At 53.3% G+C, this 17,730-nt stretch carries 11 protein-coding genes; 9 read left to right on the top strand and 2 right to left on the bottom strand.

Annotation, left to right across the window (positions count from 1 at the left end):
- The first annotated feature begins 196 nt into the window (after nt 1–196).
- Together VE954_RS08235 and VE954_RS08230 are read left to right on the top strand one after the other, a co-directional pair.
- Nucleotides 197–2,533, top strand: a complete 2,337-nt coding sequence (locus tag VE954_RS08235) for a serine/threonine-protein kinase (RefSeq protein WP_324951549.1) — start codon at nt 197–199, stop codon at nt 2,531–2,533.
- A gap of 56 nt (nt 2,534–2,589) precedes the next feature.
- A complete protein-coding gene (locus VE954_RS08230; RefSeq protein ID WP_324951547.1) occupies nt 2,590–4,059 on the top strand; it encodes a tetratricopeptide repeat protein in 1,470 nt (489 codons plus the stop codon).
- Here the strand turns inward: VE954_RS08230 and VE954_RS08225 are convergent.
- Nucleotides 4,056–6,845 carry a response regulator gene (locus VE954_RS08225; RefSeq protein ID WP_324951545.1) on the bottom strand — a complete coding sequence of 930 codons (2,790 nt, stop codon included), beginning with the start codon at nt 6,843–6,845 and terminating at the stop codon, nt 4,056–4,058. The genes VE954_RS08230 and VE954_RS08225 overlap by 4 nt on opposite strands.
- 9 nt (nt 6,846–6,854) lie before the next feature.
- On the bottom strand, nt 6,855–11,534 hold the full coding sequence (locus tag VE954_RS08220) for a HAMP domain-containing protein (RefSeq protein ID WP_324951543.1): 4,680 nt from the start codon (nt 11,532–11,534) through the stop codon (nt 6,855–6,857).
- A 70-nt stretch (nt 11,535–11,604) separates the two neighbouring features.
- Between VE954_RS08220 and VE954_RS08215 the strand changes: the two genes are divergently transcribed.
- The 7 genes from VE954_RS08215 (at nt 11,605) to traF (ending at nt 17,721) form a co-directional block, all read left to right on the top strand.
- A complete protein-coding gene (locus VE954_RS08215) occupies nt 11,605–11,913 on the top strand; it encodes a hypothetical protein (protein WP_324951541.1) in 309 nt (102 codons plus the stop codon).
- Between the two features lie 23 nt (nt 11,914–11,936).
- Nucleotides 11,937–12,311: a hypothetical protein gene (locus VE954_RS08210; protein WP_324951539.1), complete on the top strand. Its 375-nt coding sequence runs from the start codon at nt 11,937–11,939 to the stop codon at nt 12,309–12,311.
- 2 nt (nt 12,312–12,313) lie between these two features.
- Entirely contained in the window at nt 12,314–12,574 is a 261-nt protein-coding gene (locus VE954_RS08205; RefSeq protein WP_324951537.1) for a DUF5985 family protein, read from the top strand.
- Nucleotides 12,575–12,592: 18 nt separating this feature from the next.
- Nucleotides 12,593–12,853, top strand: coding sequence for a DUF5985 family protein (locus VE954_RS08200; RefSeq protein WP_324951535.1), 261 nt, complete (start codon nt 12,593–12,595; stop codon nt 12,851–12,853).
- Nucleotides 12,854–12,935: 82 nt separating this feature from the next.
- Complete coding sequence (coaE, locus tag VE954_RS08195; protein ID WP_324951533.1) at nt 12,936–13,562, top strand: dephospho-CoA kinase; 627 nt, start codon at nt 12,936–12,938, stop codon at nt 13,560–13,562.
- A gap of 2 nt (nt 13,563–13,564) precedes the next feature.
- On the top strand, nt 13,565–15,928 hold the full coding sequence (locus VE954_RS08190) for a DEAD/DEAH box helicase (protein ID WP_324951530.1): 2,364 nt from the start codon (nt 13,565–13,567) through the stop codon (nt 15,926–15,928).
- A gap of 701 nt (nt 15,929–16,629) precedes the next feature.
- A complete protein-coding gene (traF, locus tag VE954_RS08185) occupies nt 16,630–17,721 on the top strand; it encodes a conjugal transfer protein TraF (protein WP_324951528.1) in 1,092 nt (363 codons plus the stop codon).
- The last annotated feature ends 9 nt before the right edge of the window (nt 17,722–17,730 follow it).

Raw genomic sequence — 17,730 nt, 5'->3', positions numbered from 1 at the left:
AAACAACATAAGTTTCCTCACCTTACCCATCTCTGCCCCGCAAGAATGATTCAAGGTCGCATTTTGACAGCTAAAACTCCCGAGGCCTGACTTAAGTGCCATCCCTTTCGGACCGATAGGATGAGCGGAAATGAGCGCCTAATCGCTGAATTCAGGTTGGGAAATTTTTCCCTGCAAGCACAGAGACATGGCCGGGATGCAGAAACAATTGGTCGGCAATCGCTATCGAATCAAAGGCCTCATCGGCGAGGGGGGTATGGCCTCCGTATATGCGGCGCTTGATGAAAAACTCGATCGCCGGGTCGCCATCAAAATTTTGCATCAGCACCTGGCCCGGAACCCCGATATTCGTGAACGCTTCCTTCTCGAAGCGAAAACCGTATCGAATTTGGATCACCCTAATATCATTAAGGTTTACGATTTCTCCGGGCTCGACTCCGAGCAGCTCTGGATGGTTTCGGAAATCCTCTACGGGGTGGATCTTGCCGAGTACGTCAAACGCTATCCCAAAAATCGCCTTCATCCTGTGGTCGCGATTCTGATCGCGCGTGAAGTCTGTCGAGCTCTGCATGAAGCCCATAAATTGAATATTGTGCATCGGGACATCAAACCGGAAAACATCATGCTGCTCGATACGGGGCAGGTGAAGCTCATGGACTTTGGTATTGCCAAAGTCCATCGGGCCAAGGCCACGCAGACCGGTACCTTCATGGGTTCACCAAGCTACATGTCACCGGAACAAATCCGCGGCAGTGATGTTGATGTTCGCGCGGATATTTATAGTCTCTCCGTGCTCTTTTACGAAATCGTTACGGGGGTTCTGCCCTATTCCGGTCAGACCACGGCCGAGGTGATTAACAAGATCATGGTCGGGCGTTACACGGCAGCCAACCTTCTGGCTCCGGAATTGCCTTTCGTGATCAATGAAATCATCAACAAGGGCATGAAAAGTTCCAAGGAAGAACGTTTCCAGGATATTCTGGACATGTCTTCCGCTTTGGATGAATTCCTGAGAGGCTTTGGCTTTGGTGAAAGTTCGAAGGAGCTCGAACAGTATACCAACAACCGTATGGCCTTTGATGAACGTCTGGCCAAACTGAAAATGCCCAAGACCACGGTTCCTAAAATTGAATCGCACAAAAATATTTTGGATCAGAGCAAGCCTCATAGCTCGCGCAGCCATCATACATCGGTGAACCGTGATGGCGTCGATCCGAATGCGGAAACCAAGGCCCTGACAGGACCCAAGCCTTCGCGTGCCGGCACCACACCGCCTCGCGCGGTACGTCCGGCCGATGGCAATCATCAGAACACCGGTCCGCGGGGACATGCCCCTCAGCAAAAACATATGAGCCACCGCCCAGGCACGTCCCATGATATGCCGACGCAAATTTTACCGCAGCAGCCGGTGCCGACCCAATCGCCTGTCCGGTCATCGGCAACGGTGCCACCGCAATCGCAGCAGGCCAGGCATCGCACCCCACCCCAGAAAGTGGTGATTCGTGAAGTAGGTGGCTTCACACGCCGTAAAAAATCCAGCTCGAGCACTTATGTCCTGTTCGGATTGATTGCCGCCATTGTCCTTGTCTTCATCTTCGGCGGCGATAGGCTCATGAATCAGGTCAAGCGTGACGGCTCGCGCGTCGCGCAACAGATCGATCCCTTGAAGCAGAAAAAAGCCGGCGGCTCCCGCACAGAGACATCGGTTGCCAAATCAACCAGGACCGATCCCCTGCCTGTGGAAATGCCGACCGCACCTCTGGTGGAAAGCCAGACCGTGGTGATCGATAACAACAAGCCCGCAGCCGTCAGTGATAAGGAAACAGCCACCTTTAAATCTGGCCGTCCTGTGGTCACAACCAATAAAACGCTCAATACTCCGGCTCGACCTAAAATCGCCGCTCTACCGCCGCAGGATACGAGTCGTGTGAAAACGGGAACCAATCCTCCGCCGGCTCAGCCGGTCCCGGATCCCACTCCGGCAACCGAAACGCGGCCACCTGTCCTGGCGTCAGTTCCTGAAAAAACGACGGTCACCGATCGTCTGCCCCCGGAACCACCGAAAAAAGGTGAGCCGGGTATTCTGCGTGTCTCGGCCTTGCCAGCCGCCGAAATTTTTATCGATGGCAAACCGTATGGCACCACCAATGACCCCGAGATCGCAGGGCAGGGTATTCGACTCGATCCTGGATCTTATTCTCTGCGACTCAAACGTAAGGGTTACAGGCTCGACGAGCAGCAGGTCCAGATCAAAGCCAATGAACAACGAAACGTGAATGTGACTCTACTGAAGACAGTGGATCTGGTGGAGCTGAATATCCGATCGAATCGCAATCCGGCGCAGCTGGTCATAGAGGATCTGAAGGACGGCGGCCGACGCAAGGAAATGAATATGACCAAGTCTTCCTTAATACTGAACCTAAGACCGGGCACATATCGTGTGGTCGTCACCTTTGAACAGGAAGTGGTCAGTCGTGTCTTCGAGTTAAGGGAAAATGAGGGATCTCAGACGTTTACCGCTGACTTCAAGTGAAACCTATGTGGAAGTCAAGTGCTACGACATGGCCGAATAAAAGGATCCTGAGACAGATGCTTTCCGGCTGTCTCGCGCTGCTCCTTTTTATAGGCGTCCCCCCATCTGCCGACGGCAAGACTTCAGCCTATAAGCAGGGTCTTCAGCATTATGCCAAGGGCGAGTTCGACAAGGCCATCCAAACCCTGCAAAAAGCTTTGAAAAAGAAACCCAGCAAATCCGAAAAAGTTAAAATCTATAAATACATTGGACTCAGTCTTTACACTCTGGGTCGCCAGACCGAGGCTCAAAAAAATTTCGAGCAGTGCCTTGCCACCGACTCCGCTTGCTCCATTGAAGCCAAGGAAGCCCTCGACGAATCCGTGCTGCCGTTCTTTCAAACGATCAAGCGTGGCATTGTCGAAAAGAAAAATGCTCCGAAACCCAAGACGCGCATCCTGGTGAAAACTCCGGTCAAGGATGCGGAAATTCTTATGGACGGTATCCTCCTGGGTCCCGCCAACGTCTCACTCGACGCCAACCCTGGCACGCGCGAAATCACTCTTCAGGCCAAGGGCTATCGCCCGCGACGCGTGAAAATTGCGGTGAACAAACTGGTCGAGAACGTTTACGAGATTCAATTGGATAAGCTTCCCCCGAAGGTGGATCCGAGAGAGAAGGAAAAAGAAAAGGAAAAGGAAAAAGAGAAAGCGCGGCAGGCCAGGATCGCTCGCGAAAAGGATAAGGAACGCGAAAAGGAACGGACGCGCCGACTGGAAGCCCGTAAAGCCCGTGATGAGAAAAAAGAAAAGGTCCCACCCGTGCTGCCCACCGAGGACGAAACCGCTCGGGGTTTGACCGATCCAGGTCCTGAACCGAAAAAGGAAAGTCTGGAACTGGCGGAAGAAAAAGGACCTCAAGCGTCGTCCTCGTCAGCATCCCCCGTTCCATCAGACCCCATGGACCTGGAGCGTGAGCCTGTAAGCTTCGCTCATTTCCTGCCGCTGGGAGTCGGACAATTCTATAATGGCGACTTCCTCCTGGGCACACTCTTTCTCAGCAGCCAGCTCTATGCCGCTGGCGTGATTGTTCAGGCCAACCAGGATATTCAGCAGGCCGAAACCAATGAGCAGGCGGCCATCCGTCGGGCTCAGGTGGATCCCACAGTCTCGCAGGAAGACCTTGATGCCTTTTCGCAGGCCAAGAATAGTTTTGTTAAGGATAAGCAGGAACGTTTGAATCTGGCCTTGGGTGTAGCCGCCGGGACCTACGTCTTTGGCGTTGTGCACGCCCTGATCATGCGGCCTTACGTGTTGCCAGGCGCGGTCAGCCTGCAGCGGCAGCTTCCCGCATCACCGAGCACGCTCAGCCTGCAAAAGCAACCTTACGTGTCACCCAACACGTTTAGTCTGCATCTGCAGCCTTACGCATTATCAAACGTGGGCAGCCTGCAGCGGCCGCCTTACGCATTATCAAATGTAGGCAGCCAGCAACGGCAGCCGACCCAGAATCTGGGTCTGCAACTGCAAGCGCGCTGGGATTTCTAGAATGTCCTCGGCATCGTTTTCGCCACAGCATCCTTCCGGACGTGCTGACTATACTGCACCAAAGTCTGAATCAAAATCTTCCGACTGATAGGCTTGCTAATGTGGGAGTTGAAACCACTCGCGAGGCAACGTTGCCGCTCTTCACCCATGGCGTGTGCCGTGAGCGCAATGATGGGTTTAGTATAACCCTGCCGCCGCAATTCCTGAGCCGCGGCATACCCATCCATTTCCGGCATCTGCAGATCCATGAGGATGCAATCGAAGGTGCCGCTCTGGGCCTTCTGCACACCTTCGCGTCCATTGGAGGCGGTTTCGACTTTGACGCCACTCATCTTCAGCATGCGAGTGACCAGCAGCTGATTGTCCGGGCTGTCTTCAACCAGCAGAACGCGCAGATGCTCGAGCGGGACATTGGTCTCTTCAGTGCGTGCTTCCGCACCTGAACGAAGCGGCGCTACCGTTCGCATGGTTTCGCCTGGATCGATGGTGACAGTGAATTCACTGCCCACACCGGGAATGCTGCTGCTCAGCTCCACATCACCGCCCAGGGTGTTGGCCAGTTTCTTCGACAGAACCAGGCCTAAGCCTGTGCCCCCGAAGCGACGTGTCGTCGAACTATCAGCTTGCGCAAAAGGTTCGAAGAGACGGGTGGCCTGCACGGTGCTGATGCCACGTCCCGTGTCACGGATGATAAAGGCAAGCCGATAGCGGTCGTCTTCGATTTCCGTCTGCTTGATGGAAACGGAGATCATGCCATGATCGGTGAATTTAATCGCGTTGCCGACGATATTAAACAGCACCTGACGCAAACGCAGGGGATCGGTCGTGATATGCGAAGGCACCTGGCCTTCGGTCGTCACAGTCAAGCGCAGACCCTTCTCCCGGGCTTCCAGCGAAAGGAGCATATTGATGTCGGTGAGGATATCATCCAAAGGCACCAGGACCTTTTCCACATCGAGCTTGCCAGCTTCGACCTTGGACAGATCCAGAATATCGTTGATGATATTGGACAGGAGCTTGCCGTTACGCTTGATAACTTCCACGCAGTTGACGCGTTCGGCCAAGGGCTGCGTTTCATCCAGCATCAACTCGGAAAAGCCCATAACGGCACCCAAAGGCGTGCGGATCTCATGACTCATGTTGGCCAGGAATGCACTCTTGGCTTTGTTCGCAGCCTCGGCGAGTTCCTTGGCGGCGACCAGCTCTTCCTGCTTTTTGCGCAGAAGACGCTCGATACGCTCTCTCTCATTGATTTCAGCACGCAGAGCCTTGTTGGCCATTTCCAGCTCAGCCGTGCGTTCCTTGACCCGAATATCCAGAATCTCATAGGCACGCTGGAGGGTTTCATCCGCCGTCTTGCGGTCGGTAATGTCACGAGTCACAATCGCAAAACCACGCAATTGTTCCGACGAGTCGCGCAGGGCTGTAATCACCGAGTTGGCCCAGAACATGGAACCATCCTTGCGGATCCGCAAGGCTTCCTCTTCGAACTTGCCTTCGGCGATGGCCTTGCGCAGGCCCTCCTGCGGAATATCCTGCTCGATCGCCTGAGTGGTGTAAAACACCGCGTGATTTTTACCGATGATCTCTTCGCTGTCGTAACCTTTGATACGCTGCGCCCCATCATTCCAAGTGCGCACGTTACCATTCTGATCCAGCATATAGATCGCGTGATCTTTCACACCAGCCACGAGCAAGCGGAATCGCTCTTCGCTTTCTTTCAGGGTCTGCTCGGCTTTTTTTCTTTGAATAAAGAGCCCAACACGCGAACCAATATCAACCAGAGCTGAAAGAACGAGGCCATCCTCGTTGGCAATTTCCTGATCAATGAATTCCACTACGGCGATCAGCTCTTCGCCTTCCCAGATGGGCAAGGCCACAATACCGCGTTCCTGGGGCTCGTCGAAATTCCGGCTGCTCGGCAGGTGTTTCGTTCCCTCCTGAATCCACATCGGTGAAGCTTTTTCCCAGGAAATGCCGACCCCATCCTGACCTTTTTGCAGCTTGATGTTTTCAGTCAGCGCGGCCAGCTTAACCATAGCAGGCGATTGATCGTGCCAGGCATGCTGGACCTGCATGCAGGATTGCGTATAATCGATGAGCCAGATCGAAGCCCAAGCCCATTCCATGCCGCGACCGACAACCTCAAGCAGGCGTGGCACCGCATCATTCACACCGTTCGATTCAGCCAGAATCCGGGTCACATCCAGCTGAATGCGCTGCATCTTTTCAATCCGCTTTTTGTAAGCGTTTTCCAAAAGAGCTTCGCGAATCTGCTGAGTTTGAATCGCCGCCTGCTGCTTGAGTTCCGCAATGCGGTATTCCTTTTCCCGGCGTTCACTTTCCAGAAGTTCCGCCACCTGACTGCGGATCAGGAGTTTTTGCCGGAACAGCTGGACAAAAACAGCGACTTTCGCCTTGACGACTTCAGGGGCCAACGGCTTTTGCAGGTAGTCGACCGCACCCACATCGTAACCGCGGAAAATATCCCCGACATTGGCTTCCATAGCCGTCAGAAAGATTATTGGAATCTCCCGCAAACTTTCGGATTTCTTGATCCGCGTCGCCAGCTCAAAACCGTCCATCAGCGGCATCATCACATCAGCGAGGATAACGGCAAACTCAGCGGTTTTAAGTTTCTCCAGGGCTTCGCGCCCCGACGTCGCCATGACAAGGTTGTACCCCGGCAAGGAAAGAAACGATTCCAATGCAATCAAATTGCTCGGCTTGTCATCGACCAACAAGATATTAACTGTTGGCTGCACTTCAGCCGCTGCCGGATCCATACATTCTCCTCAATTTACCCAAGCTTTTTTCTTTTGCAACCAGGCGTACATAACCGAGAGCAACTTTTCAGGATCCACAGGCTTGGTTACATAATCCGAAGCTCCTGCTTGAATCGCCTTGTCACGATCCCCTTTCATGGCCTTGGCCGTCAGGGAGATAATGGGCAACCGACTGAAGCGTGGGTCCTGACGGATGATGCGCGTGGCTTCGATGCCATCCATTTCCGGCATCATCATATCCATCAGCACCAGATCCACGTCCGGGTGAGCCTGCATGTGCGAAATCGCAATCTTGCCGTTCTCAGCATGGATGACTTGCATGTTGCGCTCTTCCAGCACCGAATCGATGGCAAAGATATTGCGGCTGTCATCGTCGACGACCAGAATCTTGCAACCACTGAAATCAGCATTTTCCGGCAGTGGAGGAATGTGGGCGTTGCTTTCCGTGCTCGATTCCGATGGATTCGATTGAGTCAGCTCCGCACCGCTGTAATTCTGTGGCAGATACAGGGTAAAGGTACTGCCCTGATCGGGAGCGCTGACAACCTCCAGCCATCCACCCAGAAGACGAGTGATCTCGCGGCTGATGGTCAGACCCAGACCGGTTCCGCCATACTTCCGGCTCGTGGTTCCATCCGCCTGCTGGAAGGCTTCAAAGATCAACTTCTGCTTTTCCATCGGGATGCCGATACCAGTGTCCCGCACCGCAAAGGCGACGATACTCTGAGCCGCAGGAACAGCCGCCTGACCAATGCGAGTATCCTTGGAAGGCGTACTCACGGTCATCACCACGCGGCCACGTTCGGTAAACTTAAAGGCATTCGAGAGCAGGTTTTTAAGAACCTGCTGCAGACGGTTAACGTCGGTAAACATCGTACGCGGCACGTTCTGATCCATGATGATCTGGAATTCCAGACCTTTTTGCTCTGCCATATGGCGGAACGTACGTTCCACATAATCCTGAACTTCAGGCAGATCGAATTCCTTGGGATTGATCGGCATCTTGCCCGCTTCGATTTTGGACAGATCCAGAATCTCGTTGATCAAGGCCAGGAGGTCGTTACCCGATGAATACACGGTACTGGCGAATTTCACCTGCTCCGGCGTCAGGTTACGGTCTTTATTCTCAGCCAGCATCTTGGACAGAATCAGGAGACTGTTCAGAGGCGTGCGCAATTCATGCGACATGTTCGCCAGGAATTCCGATTTGTACTTGGAAATAAGCTGCAGCTGCTCGGCTTTTTCTTCGACGCTTCGGCTCGCCAGTTCCACTTCGTGGTTCTTGACTTCGAGGAGTTTGGCTTTTTCGTTCAGCTCGTTGGCCTGGGCTTCGAGTTCGGCGTTGGACCGCTTCAGCTCCTGCAGGAGTTCTTCCGTACGCATCGACGAGGAAATCATGTTCAGGATAACACCGATCGAGTCCATCAGCTGATCGAGGAAGCTCAGGTGGTTATCGCTGAAGATCTTGAACGAGGCCAGTTCGATAACGGCCTTGATTTCACCTTCGAAAAGGACTGGCAGCACAACGACGTTACGCGCTGGGGCGTCGCCCATGCCGGTTGAAATATGAATAAAGCCTTCCGGAATATCGGACATCAGGATGCGTTTTTTCTCGAACGCACACTGACCGATCAGGCTTTCCTTCAAACGATAGGAATGCGAAAGGTTCTTACGGACAGTGAAACCATAACTTGCGATCAGGTTCAGAATCGGAGTGGTCCGATCATCGCCCGTTTCCATCATGAAGAAACCACCATGCTGCGCGCCGACCAGTGGGGTCAGCTCCGACATGATAAGTTGGGCCACCGAGATGATATTACGCTGACCCTGCATCATACCCGAGAACTTCGCGAGGTTGGTCTTCAGCCAGTCCTGCTCGTTGTTCTTCTGGGTCGTGTCCTTCAGGTTGCCGATCATCTGGTTGATATTATCTTTAAGCGCGGCCACCTCGCCCATCGCTTCGACGTTGATCGAACGGGTCAAGTCGCCCTTCGTCACCGCAGTGGAAACTTCCGCAATCGCACGCACCTGAGATGTCAGGTTACCGGCGAGCTGGTTCACGTTATCAGTCAAGTCACGCCAGGTACCGGCAGCGCCAGGCACCTTCGCCTGACCGCCCAGCTTTCCTTCAATCCCGACCTCGCGAGCCACAGTCGTAACCTGGTCAGCGAAAGTACGAAGTGTATCGGTCATGCTGTTGATCGTTTCCGCGAGCGCGGCCACTTCACCTTTGGCTTCGAGTACGAATTTCTCGTTCAGATTACCATTCGCAACCGCCGTCACGACCTTGACGATACCCCGGACCTGCGTTGTCAGGTTCGAGGCCATAATGTTTACGTTATCGGTCAAGTCCTTCCAGGTACCGGCCACACCAGGCACGCGGGCCTGAGCACCCAGCTTCCCTTCGATCCCTACCTCACGAGCAACTGTTGTGACCTGATCCGCAAAGATACGAAGTGTATCGGTCATGCTGTTGATCGTTTCCGCGAGCGCGGCCACTTCACCTTTGGCTTCAAGGACGAATTTCTCGTTCAGGTTACCGTTGGCAACCGCGGTCACAACCTTGATGATACCGCGTACTTGCTTGGTCAGGTTACCAGCCATGAAGTTTACGTTATCGGTCAGGTCTTTCCAGATACCGGACACACCTTTCACTTCCGCCTGGCCACCGAGTTTGCCTTCGGTACCCACCTCTTTCGCCACGCGGGTTACTTCCGCGGCGAAGGAGTTCAGCTGATCCACCATCACGTTGATCGTGTTCTTCAGCTCCAGGATTTCGCCTTTGGCATCAACCGTAATCTTCTGCGAAAGGTCACCCTTCGCAACAGCGGTTGTCACCTTCGCGATGTTACGCACCTGGGCAGTCAGGTTACCGGCGAGACCATTCACATTATCGGTCAAGTCCTTCCAGGTACCGGCCACACCTTTCACATCCGCCTGGCCACCGAGTTTGCCTTCGGTACCCACCTCTTTCGCCACCCGGGTTACTTCCGCGGCGAAGGAGTTCAGCTGGTCCACCATCACGTTGATCGTGTTCTTCAGCTCCAGGATCTCGCCCTTGGCATCAACCGTAATCTTCTGCGAAAGGTCACCCTTCGCAACAGCGGTTGTTACCTTCGCGATGTTACGCACCTGGGCGGTGAGGTTACCCGCAAGACCGTTCACGTTATCGGTCAAGTCCTTCCAGGTACCCGACACGCCTTTGACATCCGCCTGGCCACCGAGTTTGCCTTCGGTACCCACCTCTTTCGCCACACGGGTTACTTCCGCAGCGAAGGAGCGGAGTGTATCCACCATTGTATTGATCGTATTTTTCAGTTCGGAAATTTCGCCCTTCGCATCCACGGTGATTTTTTGGGACAAGTCACCGTTGGCCACCGCAGTGGTTACTTTTGCGATGTTACGCACCTGGGCGGTGAGGTTACCCGCAAGACCGTTTACGTTATCGGTCAAATCTTTCCAGGTACCGGACACGCCTTTCACATCGGCCTGACCAGCGAGTTTGCCTTCGGTACCCACCTCTTTCGCCACACGGGTTACTTCCGCGGCGAAGGAGCGGAGCGTATCCACCATTGTATTGATAGTGTTTTTCAGCTCGTAAATTTCACCGCGAGCGTCGACCGTAATTTTCTGGGACAAGTCACCGTTGGCCACCGCAGTGGTTACTTTTGCGATGTTACGCACCTGGGCGGTGAGGTTACCGGCGAGACCGTTTACGTTATCGGTCAAGTCCTTCCAGGTACCCGAGACACCCTTCACTTCCGCCTGGCCACCGAGTTTTCCTTCGGTCCCTACCTCTTTCGCCACGCGGGTTACTTCCGCTGCAAACGAGGACAACTGATCCACCATCACGTTGATCGTGTTCTTCAGCTCCAGGATCTCGCCTTTGGCGTCCACCGTAATCTTCTGCGTCAGGTCACCCTTCGCAACGGCCGTTGTCACCTTGGCTATGTTACGCACCTGAGCAGTCAAGTTACCTGCAAGGCCGTTTACGTTATCAGTCAAGTCTCGCCAGGTACCCGACACGCCTTTGACATCGGCCTGTCCGCCCAGCTTCCCTTCGTTACCCACCTCTTTCGCAACCCGCGTTACTTCGGCTGCGAAGGAGTTCAGCTGATCCACCATCGAGTTTACCGTCGTACCAATACGCAGAAATTCACCGCGGACCGGACGGCCTTCGATTTCCAGAATCATTTTCTGGGAAAGGTCGCCTTTCGCCACCGCCGTGATCACGCGCGCGACCTCGTTGGTTGGCGCAACAAGGTCACCGATCAACTGGTTTACGGAGTTGACACTGGTAGCCCATGATCCCTTAGCGGGCCCCACGGAAGCGCGTTCCGTCATGCGCCCTTCCTGACCAACGATCTTGCCCACACGGACCAGCTCGTTGGAAAGGTGCTCATTCAACCCAATGATATCGTTCAGAAGTTCGCCCGCGCGCCCCAGGATATCGCCTTTCTCATAATCGAAGCGGACCGAAAAATCTCCCGACTTGACTGACTTGAGGACTTCCACCAACTGTTCGATTTCATCTTTTTCAGCCAACGAAAGATGATCCCAGTCGGAGTCCCGAGAACGCTTGGCCCTGGCGGGCTGCGCTTCACGTCGGTCACTGGAATTGCCTTGAAAAGTTCCCGCTTGCTTGTAATTGCGATGAGCTTTGACTTCTTTTTGAGCCGTGGGCTTCATTCCTAAACCTCGATATAGGGGCGACTAAAATGAGAAAAACGAGACTACTGAAACAAAATTCGTCGGAAACTTGAAATCCGGCGATGAGCTTGGCGGTAAAAAAAGTTCAGTTTCCAACTTAGACGTTCAGTACCAAGAACCTCAAGCTAAATCTGACGAGTTTCGCGTCAAGAGCGGGATCATCAGAATGGGTACACCTTTGAGCAAAAATCCGCAAAAAGCCAAAGCGACCGAATACATTTCCCTACATGTATTTTTTGACCTTCACAGACAAAACGACAGCCACCAAAATAGTACAGTCGACACGATATTTTGTGGGTTGATTCTTGAGCATAACCCTGCCAGCCTTAGAGCACAGCTTGCTCTAGCTTACGCATGACATGGGTCGCCCTGGGAGATTGGATGACAAGCGCAAGGCTCGACCAGAATATTGAGAAGTTCATTTTTGCCTGCATAAATTCCGTGGAGCAATTGGAAATTCTATTGCTCCTCCGCGCTCGCAAAGAACTCGAATCGGACACCATAACCCAGGAACTCCGAACGACGTCCTCTTCTGTTGAAAAAAGGCTCTCCGATCTGATGCGTAAAAACCTGGTCACCATGCGGGAAGACAATGGGAAGCGCATTTATGTGTATGCTCCTGCAAATTACTCCGACACCATGGATCAACTTTCAGCCCTCTATGCATCCCACCGCGTCTCTGTGATAAACCTTATATTCTCCAAGCCATCCGATGCCCTGACAGGTTTTTCGGATGCCTTTCGATTCAAGGAGTGACCATGGCATCCATCGTGTATGCTCTGTCGACCCTAACGTGCATTGCCTGCGCTTATCTTTTGCTACGCTCTTTCAAAAAAAATGGCACACGATTGCTCCTTTGGAGTGGCATCTGTTTCGTCGGCCTGGCTTTGAATAATGCCCTGGCGACTATTGATGTTAATACTCCGACCGAGCTTATGGATCTTGCAACCGTTCGGGTGGTCGTATCGATCGTTAGCCTTGGTATTTTGATCTATGGGTTAACTTGGGAATCGATATGACAGATAGGTGAGGGGATCATGCGGCTATTCTTATCCGGAATGTTTACAGCTTTGGCCTTCGTGGTCTCGCTCTTCTTTTTACGATTTTATACGCGAACCCATGATCGCCTTTTTATATGTTTTGCCTTTGCGTTTCTGCTGCTCGGCGTGGAACGGGTCATGATTTCCATACTCGAGATCTCGAACGAGAATGTGGGCCTTGTCATTCTCATGCGCCTCGTCTCGTTAACCTTGATCCTGGGCGCCATTGTTGACAAAAACCGCCGAGGGGCCTCCTGACCAGACGCCAAGCATAGGCCTCGACAGAGCGGGCTTCATACTTTACGATGCCGTTGGCCGCTTCCACCGCAGAGGCAAAGGTATGAAGACACAAGAGGCACTGAAGCAATGGGGCATAGCCCTGACCGGGGGGATCGCCTGTGGAAAATCGACCATAGCCTCCATTATACGCCAGCAGGGCTATATTGTTTTGGATGCGGATGCCATGTCTCGCGCCGTCGTGGAACCAGGAACAGAAGGCCTTGCTGATGTCGTCCAAGCCTTCGGTCCGTCCATTCTGAACAGCGACGGCACCATGAATCGCCAGCGCATGCGCGAGGTGGTTTTTCAGGACCCTGGGCGGCGTCAGGCACTGGAAGCCATCATCCACCCGAGACTCGAAGCCGAAGTTCAAAAAGCTCTTGAAATAAAGGGTTTTGTTCAACATCCCCGCCTTTGGTTTTATGAAGCCAGTCTGATCTATGAAAGGCAGCGCGCGGCTGATTTCAAAGCCGTCTGGGTCGCTTATTGTCCGGTGGAGCTGCAGATCACACGCGTCATGCAGCGTGATGGTTGCTCCCAGGACATGGCCGAAGCCATTCTGCTCGCGCAAATGCCCGCGCGGGACAAAGCGGATCGTGCCGATTATGTGATTCATACCGATTGCCCTTATCCTGAATTGGAGCAGCGTGTGCTCAAAGCTCTTCTGGACCTTAAACCGGTGAGTTGAACTTGACTAAAAAACGCAAAAACGGCCCCAAGCGTCGCGACGAACCTTCCACCTCCCTGGTCATACGCAATCCATCCCGACCGCGTCCGCCGGCGGAAGCGATCGAAGAACGCCTATCGCCGCAGGATCTTGAGATCACGCGCAAAGCCAGGCAGATCACGGACAAAGCGCTGCAAAAGTGGCTCCACGAGGCGGAAGCCAACGCGCGCCGACCGCACAAGGATTTAAGCCATGTGCCCTTGATCGACCAGCTGGATCCCTGGCAAAGGGAGGCCTTCGATGCTCTGCTCAACGGTGAGCATGTGATCGTCGATGCGCCCACGACCGCGGGAAAAACCCGGGTGGTGGAAGCATTTTTCGAAATCAATATCGACCAGCCCCGATTTCGCGCAGCCTATACCACACCAGTCAAAAGTCTTTCGAATGACAAACTCCGGGAATTCAGCGACACCTTTGGCAAGGAAAACGTCGGCATTGCGACCGGTGATATCAAGGAAAATTTGAGTGCGCCCATCGTGGTCGCCACCTTGGAATCGTATCGAAATTCCCTGCTTGGGGTCGAACCGGATTTGGGACGAACGCTGGTTGTCTTCGATGAATATCATTTTATGCAAGACGGCAGTCGCGGCAGTGCTTGGGAGGAAGCGATCATCCTGACGCCACCGACCTGCCAGCTTCTGCTCCTCTCAGCCAGCGTCGAGAATCCCGAGCAGTTTTGTGCCTGGATCACGGCGATCAGCGGCCGCCGCTGCCGTTTGATTCAGACCCGAGAGCGTCCTGTGCCGCTCGTCGATCTCGTTTATTTTCACGAGCAGTGGCTTCTGGTTTCTGAAGTTGAAGCGAATCTTCCCAAAAAATCCAACGCCCCGGCGCGCTTTCCGTTGGAGCATGGAGAAATCGCTCGACGTTTGAAATCCATTCCTTCGCAGGGGCTGACACCCTGTATCATCTATGCGGGTCGGCGCGCATCCTGTGAAAATATGGCCCTTGAACTCTGTAAACAACTGGATCCGATTCCACCCGCAGATTCCCAGCGGATCCGCGAGTTGATTGAAAATGATGCTGAAGTCGACGATCCGATGAAATTCATCCAGGTGAATTTGCGGCGTTTGCTCCTCGTTTATGGAGTGGGTTATCATCATTCTGGATTGGCCCCCTATGCACGACGCGCCATTGAAAAACTCGTGAAAAATGGTCAACTGCGTTTTTGTGTGGCCACCATGGGCCTGAGCATCGGTATCAATTTTTCGGTGCGCTCCACCCTGATCAGCGATTACACCCGTCCTGGGGAAAGCGGCTTCACCACATACGCTCCCTCTGAAGTCCTGCAGATGCTCGGTCGGGCCGGACGTCGTGGCAAGGATGTGGTGGGTTTCAGTCTTTGGCCTTCGGTTGCGGCCTGGCAAAAATTCGGCGGTACGCGACGCGACCGTTGTGAATCGCGTTTGAAAAATGATCCCACGACTTTTCTGGGACTCCTGGGGCGGGGATTCAAACTGCGCGATGTGGAAAATTTTTATGAGAAAAGTTTTTTACGCTTCGGTGATAAATCCGTGCGATTTTCCCTGATCCGGGAGCAACCTCTGAAAAAATCCTTGAGCGCGGCAAGTCTGCCCTGTGGGGCTTCACCGGCGTCGGCCTTTGCCGATTTTCTGGATGAAAAGCCCGACGCGCTTTGCTTGAGCTGCCCGTTGCGTGAGCCTTGCCATGCGCATATTCATAAACATATGGCCAGCAGCCTTGCGCATTTGCATCTGCATCTCCACCGCATCGGCTGCATTGATGAAAGCGAGCAGCTGACCCGCTACGGGTCCATTGCCCGGTATTTTCCTCAATCCGGTGGTCTTCTCATGGCCCAGCTCATTGACCAGGGTGACGTGACGATGGATAACTTGCTGGCCGGCCTGGAATTGATGGCGGCGCTCTGTTTGACCCGCTTCAAGGAGCCTGACACCGATCGTGATTACGACTTTCCTTTTGTGTCAGAGAAAGTCGAAGAACGTCTGGAGGAGCTTTATCCGGTCGAACTGTTTGAAGAGCTTTATGATGCGCCCGGACAACGGCGGGATAGCTATGTGTTTCGGGAATACAATCCACTGGCAGGCTCGATTCTGAGCGATTGGGCCAGGGGCATGAGCTGGGCCGACCTTGTCCGCAAAACCACGGATGAGCGTTTTGGACAGGGCGACTTAATGGCATTGATTTATCGAGCCGCCACCTATCTTCAGTCCCTCAGCCAGGCCCGAATTCCAGGTCTGGGGCGCGCTGCAGCTTCGCTACGGGACCAGATTCTGCGCGAACCTCTTATGCCCTCGTCACATCGACTTGTTGAAGAAGATGACGAGGAATCGGAACTCCTGGCCTAGAAAGAAACGTTGCTTTATTACAACAAACATCTAAAAAGACATACTTCCCTGGTACGATCGATTTTTCTAAATGAGAGATTTGTAAGAACCTTTTCGGCCGTGGAGCCAGCTGACACGGCTTTTGCGCGGCGCACGCTTGCAGATTTTTTGGTGGAAAGTTCCAAGCGGTGGGCTTCCTGATTCGCCAATGGTGTTGGAATATTACGACTCTCGCACCCCGCCATTTGACTTGGAATATGTACGCAAAAAATTTTTGATACTCACAAAACACCGGTTTATAGGTTGACAACCCAACCCGTTAGCGTTAGAACCAGCGTCGGTCATCCGGCACAACATTCCGTGACTTTTCGCAGATAAGACTGCAAAATGACAAGGGATTTTCTGCCCCAAAAACCTGGTGTTAAATCAGTGTTTCGAAGACCAAAAACTTACTCAAAAAGCTCAGGCACTGCATTTCAGAGTCCTTTCTCGTTTTTTCGGCGTTTTTTAAAAATGCCGCACGTACAGACATATCCCCCTTTTCATCACAAAACGCCTTATCACCTTAGGTGTCATGAGCTTTGAGGGGCCCTTCACGGGCCCCCCATTAATTTCCTCTTTCCAATAACTTGCCCCGTCCCCTCGAATAGTCATCAAGTTTCATCCCATTGCGCCGATCGCCTTGATAGTGCGAGAGCGTACGGAATGGGAAGGTTTTGGGCATGATTCCATCCAGGCTTTACCGAGCGTGTTTAAGTCTTGTTCTATCCGGCAGCGCCGGGCATCTGTACGCAGATAGTCTGGAGTTTCATCGTATCTATCGAAGTGCCTACTTTCTGGGCCGCGGGGATACGGGTGTGGCGACCGCGGATTATCATGAAGCCATCTTCTATAACCCGGCTGGTCTGGCCAAGGGCAAAGGTCTCTATAAGGAAACGGTCCTCATTTCCCCAACCGTTCAAGTGTCCACAAAAACCAAAGATCTTGTGCGTCAGGTCCTCGTACAGGAGGACAATGATCCGGATACTCTGCGCGGCTATCTAGGCCGCAATCTGCATCTGGGTGTGAGCAACTTCACAGGCGTTGTCTTTCGACGGGCCGCCTTGGGTATTTTGGCCTCGTCAGATACCAATGTCATGCTCGCAAAATCGGCGGACGAACGGGGACTCGAAACCCTGCATGCTGATGCTGTGGCCAATCGCGTGGCTGTCTTCAGTGCGGCGGAAGATTTCTTCAATCAAAAACTTCTGGTCGGTATCACAGGTAAATACATCATGCGGAATGAAGCGACGCTGGATGTCAGCGCTCTCGATTCCGACAACATCTCCGATCAGCTCAGCTCCAATGATGCTGAAATATCGCGCAACGGGATCGGCGTTGACCTGGGTCTTATGTATGATATGGACAAGAAGCCCTGGCGCTTTGGTTTGCATGTTGAAAACCTGGGCACGACCAAACTTGCGGCAGGGGAATCCGGTGTCAGCAGCAAACGTCTGCCGCAGATCGTGACATTGGGCGCAGCTTACGATCTCACGACCAAAATGAGTTCCCTCGTAGTTCAGGCTGACTTCCGTGATGTCGGTGGGGCCGTGGAAAAGGATACCTTTAAACGCTTGCATCTGGGCACCGAACTGCAGTTTGCACGGGTCTTTGGTTTTATGGGTGGTTTGAATCAGGGATATCCCACAGTCGGCCTCTTTCTGAACCTCTATGTCGCTCGTTTGGATATCGGTGCTTATACAGAAGAAGTCGGAAGTACAGCAGGTGTGCGTCCCGATCAACGGCTCTTTTTTCGGCTCAAGGCCGGATTTTAAGGAGGGTGC

Source organism: Oligoflexus sp., from assembly GCF_035638955.1.
In the GTDB taxonomy this organism is placed as follows: Bacteria; Bdellovibrionota_B; Oligoflexia; order Oligoflexales; family Oligoflexaceae; genus Oligoflexus.
The sequence above is the reverse complement of the archived record's forward strand: the minus strand, read 5'-3'. Positions and strand labels throughout refer to the sequence as shown.

Excerpts from the sequence above, each read along its gene's own strand:
- VE954_RS08235 (WP_324951549.1), top strand. The coding sequence starts at position 197 with ATGCAGAAACAATTGGTCGGCAATCGCTATCGAATCAAAGGCCTCATC.
- VE954_RS08230 (WP_324951547.1), top strand. The coding sequence starts at position 2,590 with ATGCTTTCCGGCTGTCTCGCGCTGCTCCTTTTTATAGGCGTCCCCCCA.
- VE954_RS08225 (WP_324951545.1), bottom strand. The coding sequence starts at position 6,845 with ATGGATCCGGCAGCGGCTGAAGTGCAGCCAACAGTTAATATCTTGTTG.
- VE954_RS08220 (WP_324951543.1), bottom strand. The coding sequence starts at position 11,534 with ATGAAGCCCACGGCTCAAAAAGAAGTCAAAGCTCATCGCAATTACAAG.
- VE954_RS08210 (WP_324951539.1), top strand. The coding sequence starts at position 11,937 with ATGACAAGCGCAAGGCTCGACCAGAATATTGAGAAGTTCATTTTTGCC.
- VE954_RS08205 (WP_324951537.1), top strand. The coding sequence starts at position 12,314 with ATGGCATCCATCGTGTATGCTCTGTCGACCCTAACGTGCATTGCCTGC.
- VE954_RS08200 (WP_324951535.1), top strand. The coding sequence starts at position 12,593 with ATGCGGCTATTCTTATCCGGAATGTTTACAGCTTTGGCCTTCGTGGTC.
- coaE (WP_324951533.1), top strand. The coding sequence starts at position 12,936 with ATGAAGACACAAGAGGCACTGAAGCAATGGGGCATAGCCCTGACCGGG.
- traF (WP_324951528.1), top strand. The coding sequence starts at position 16,630 with ATGATTCCATCCAGGCTTTACCGAGCGTGTTTAAGTCTTGTTCTATCC.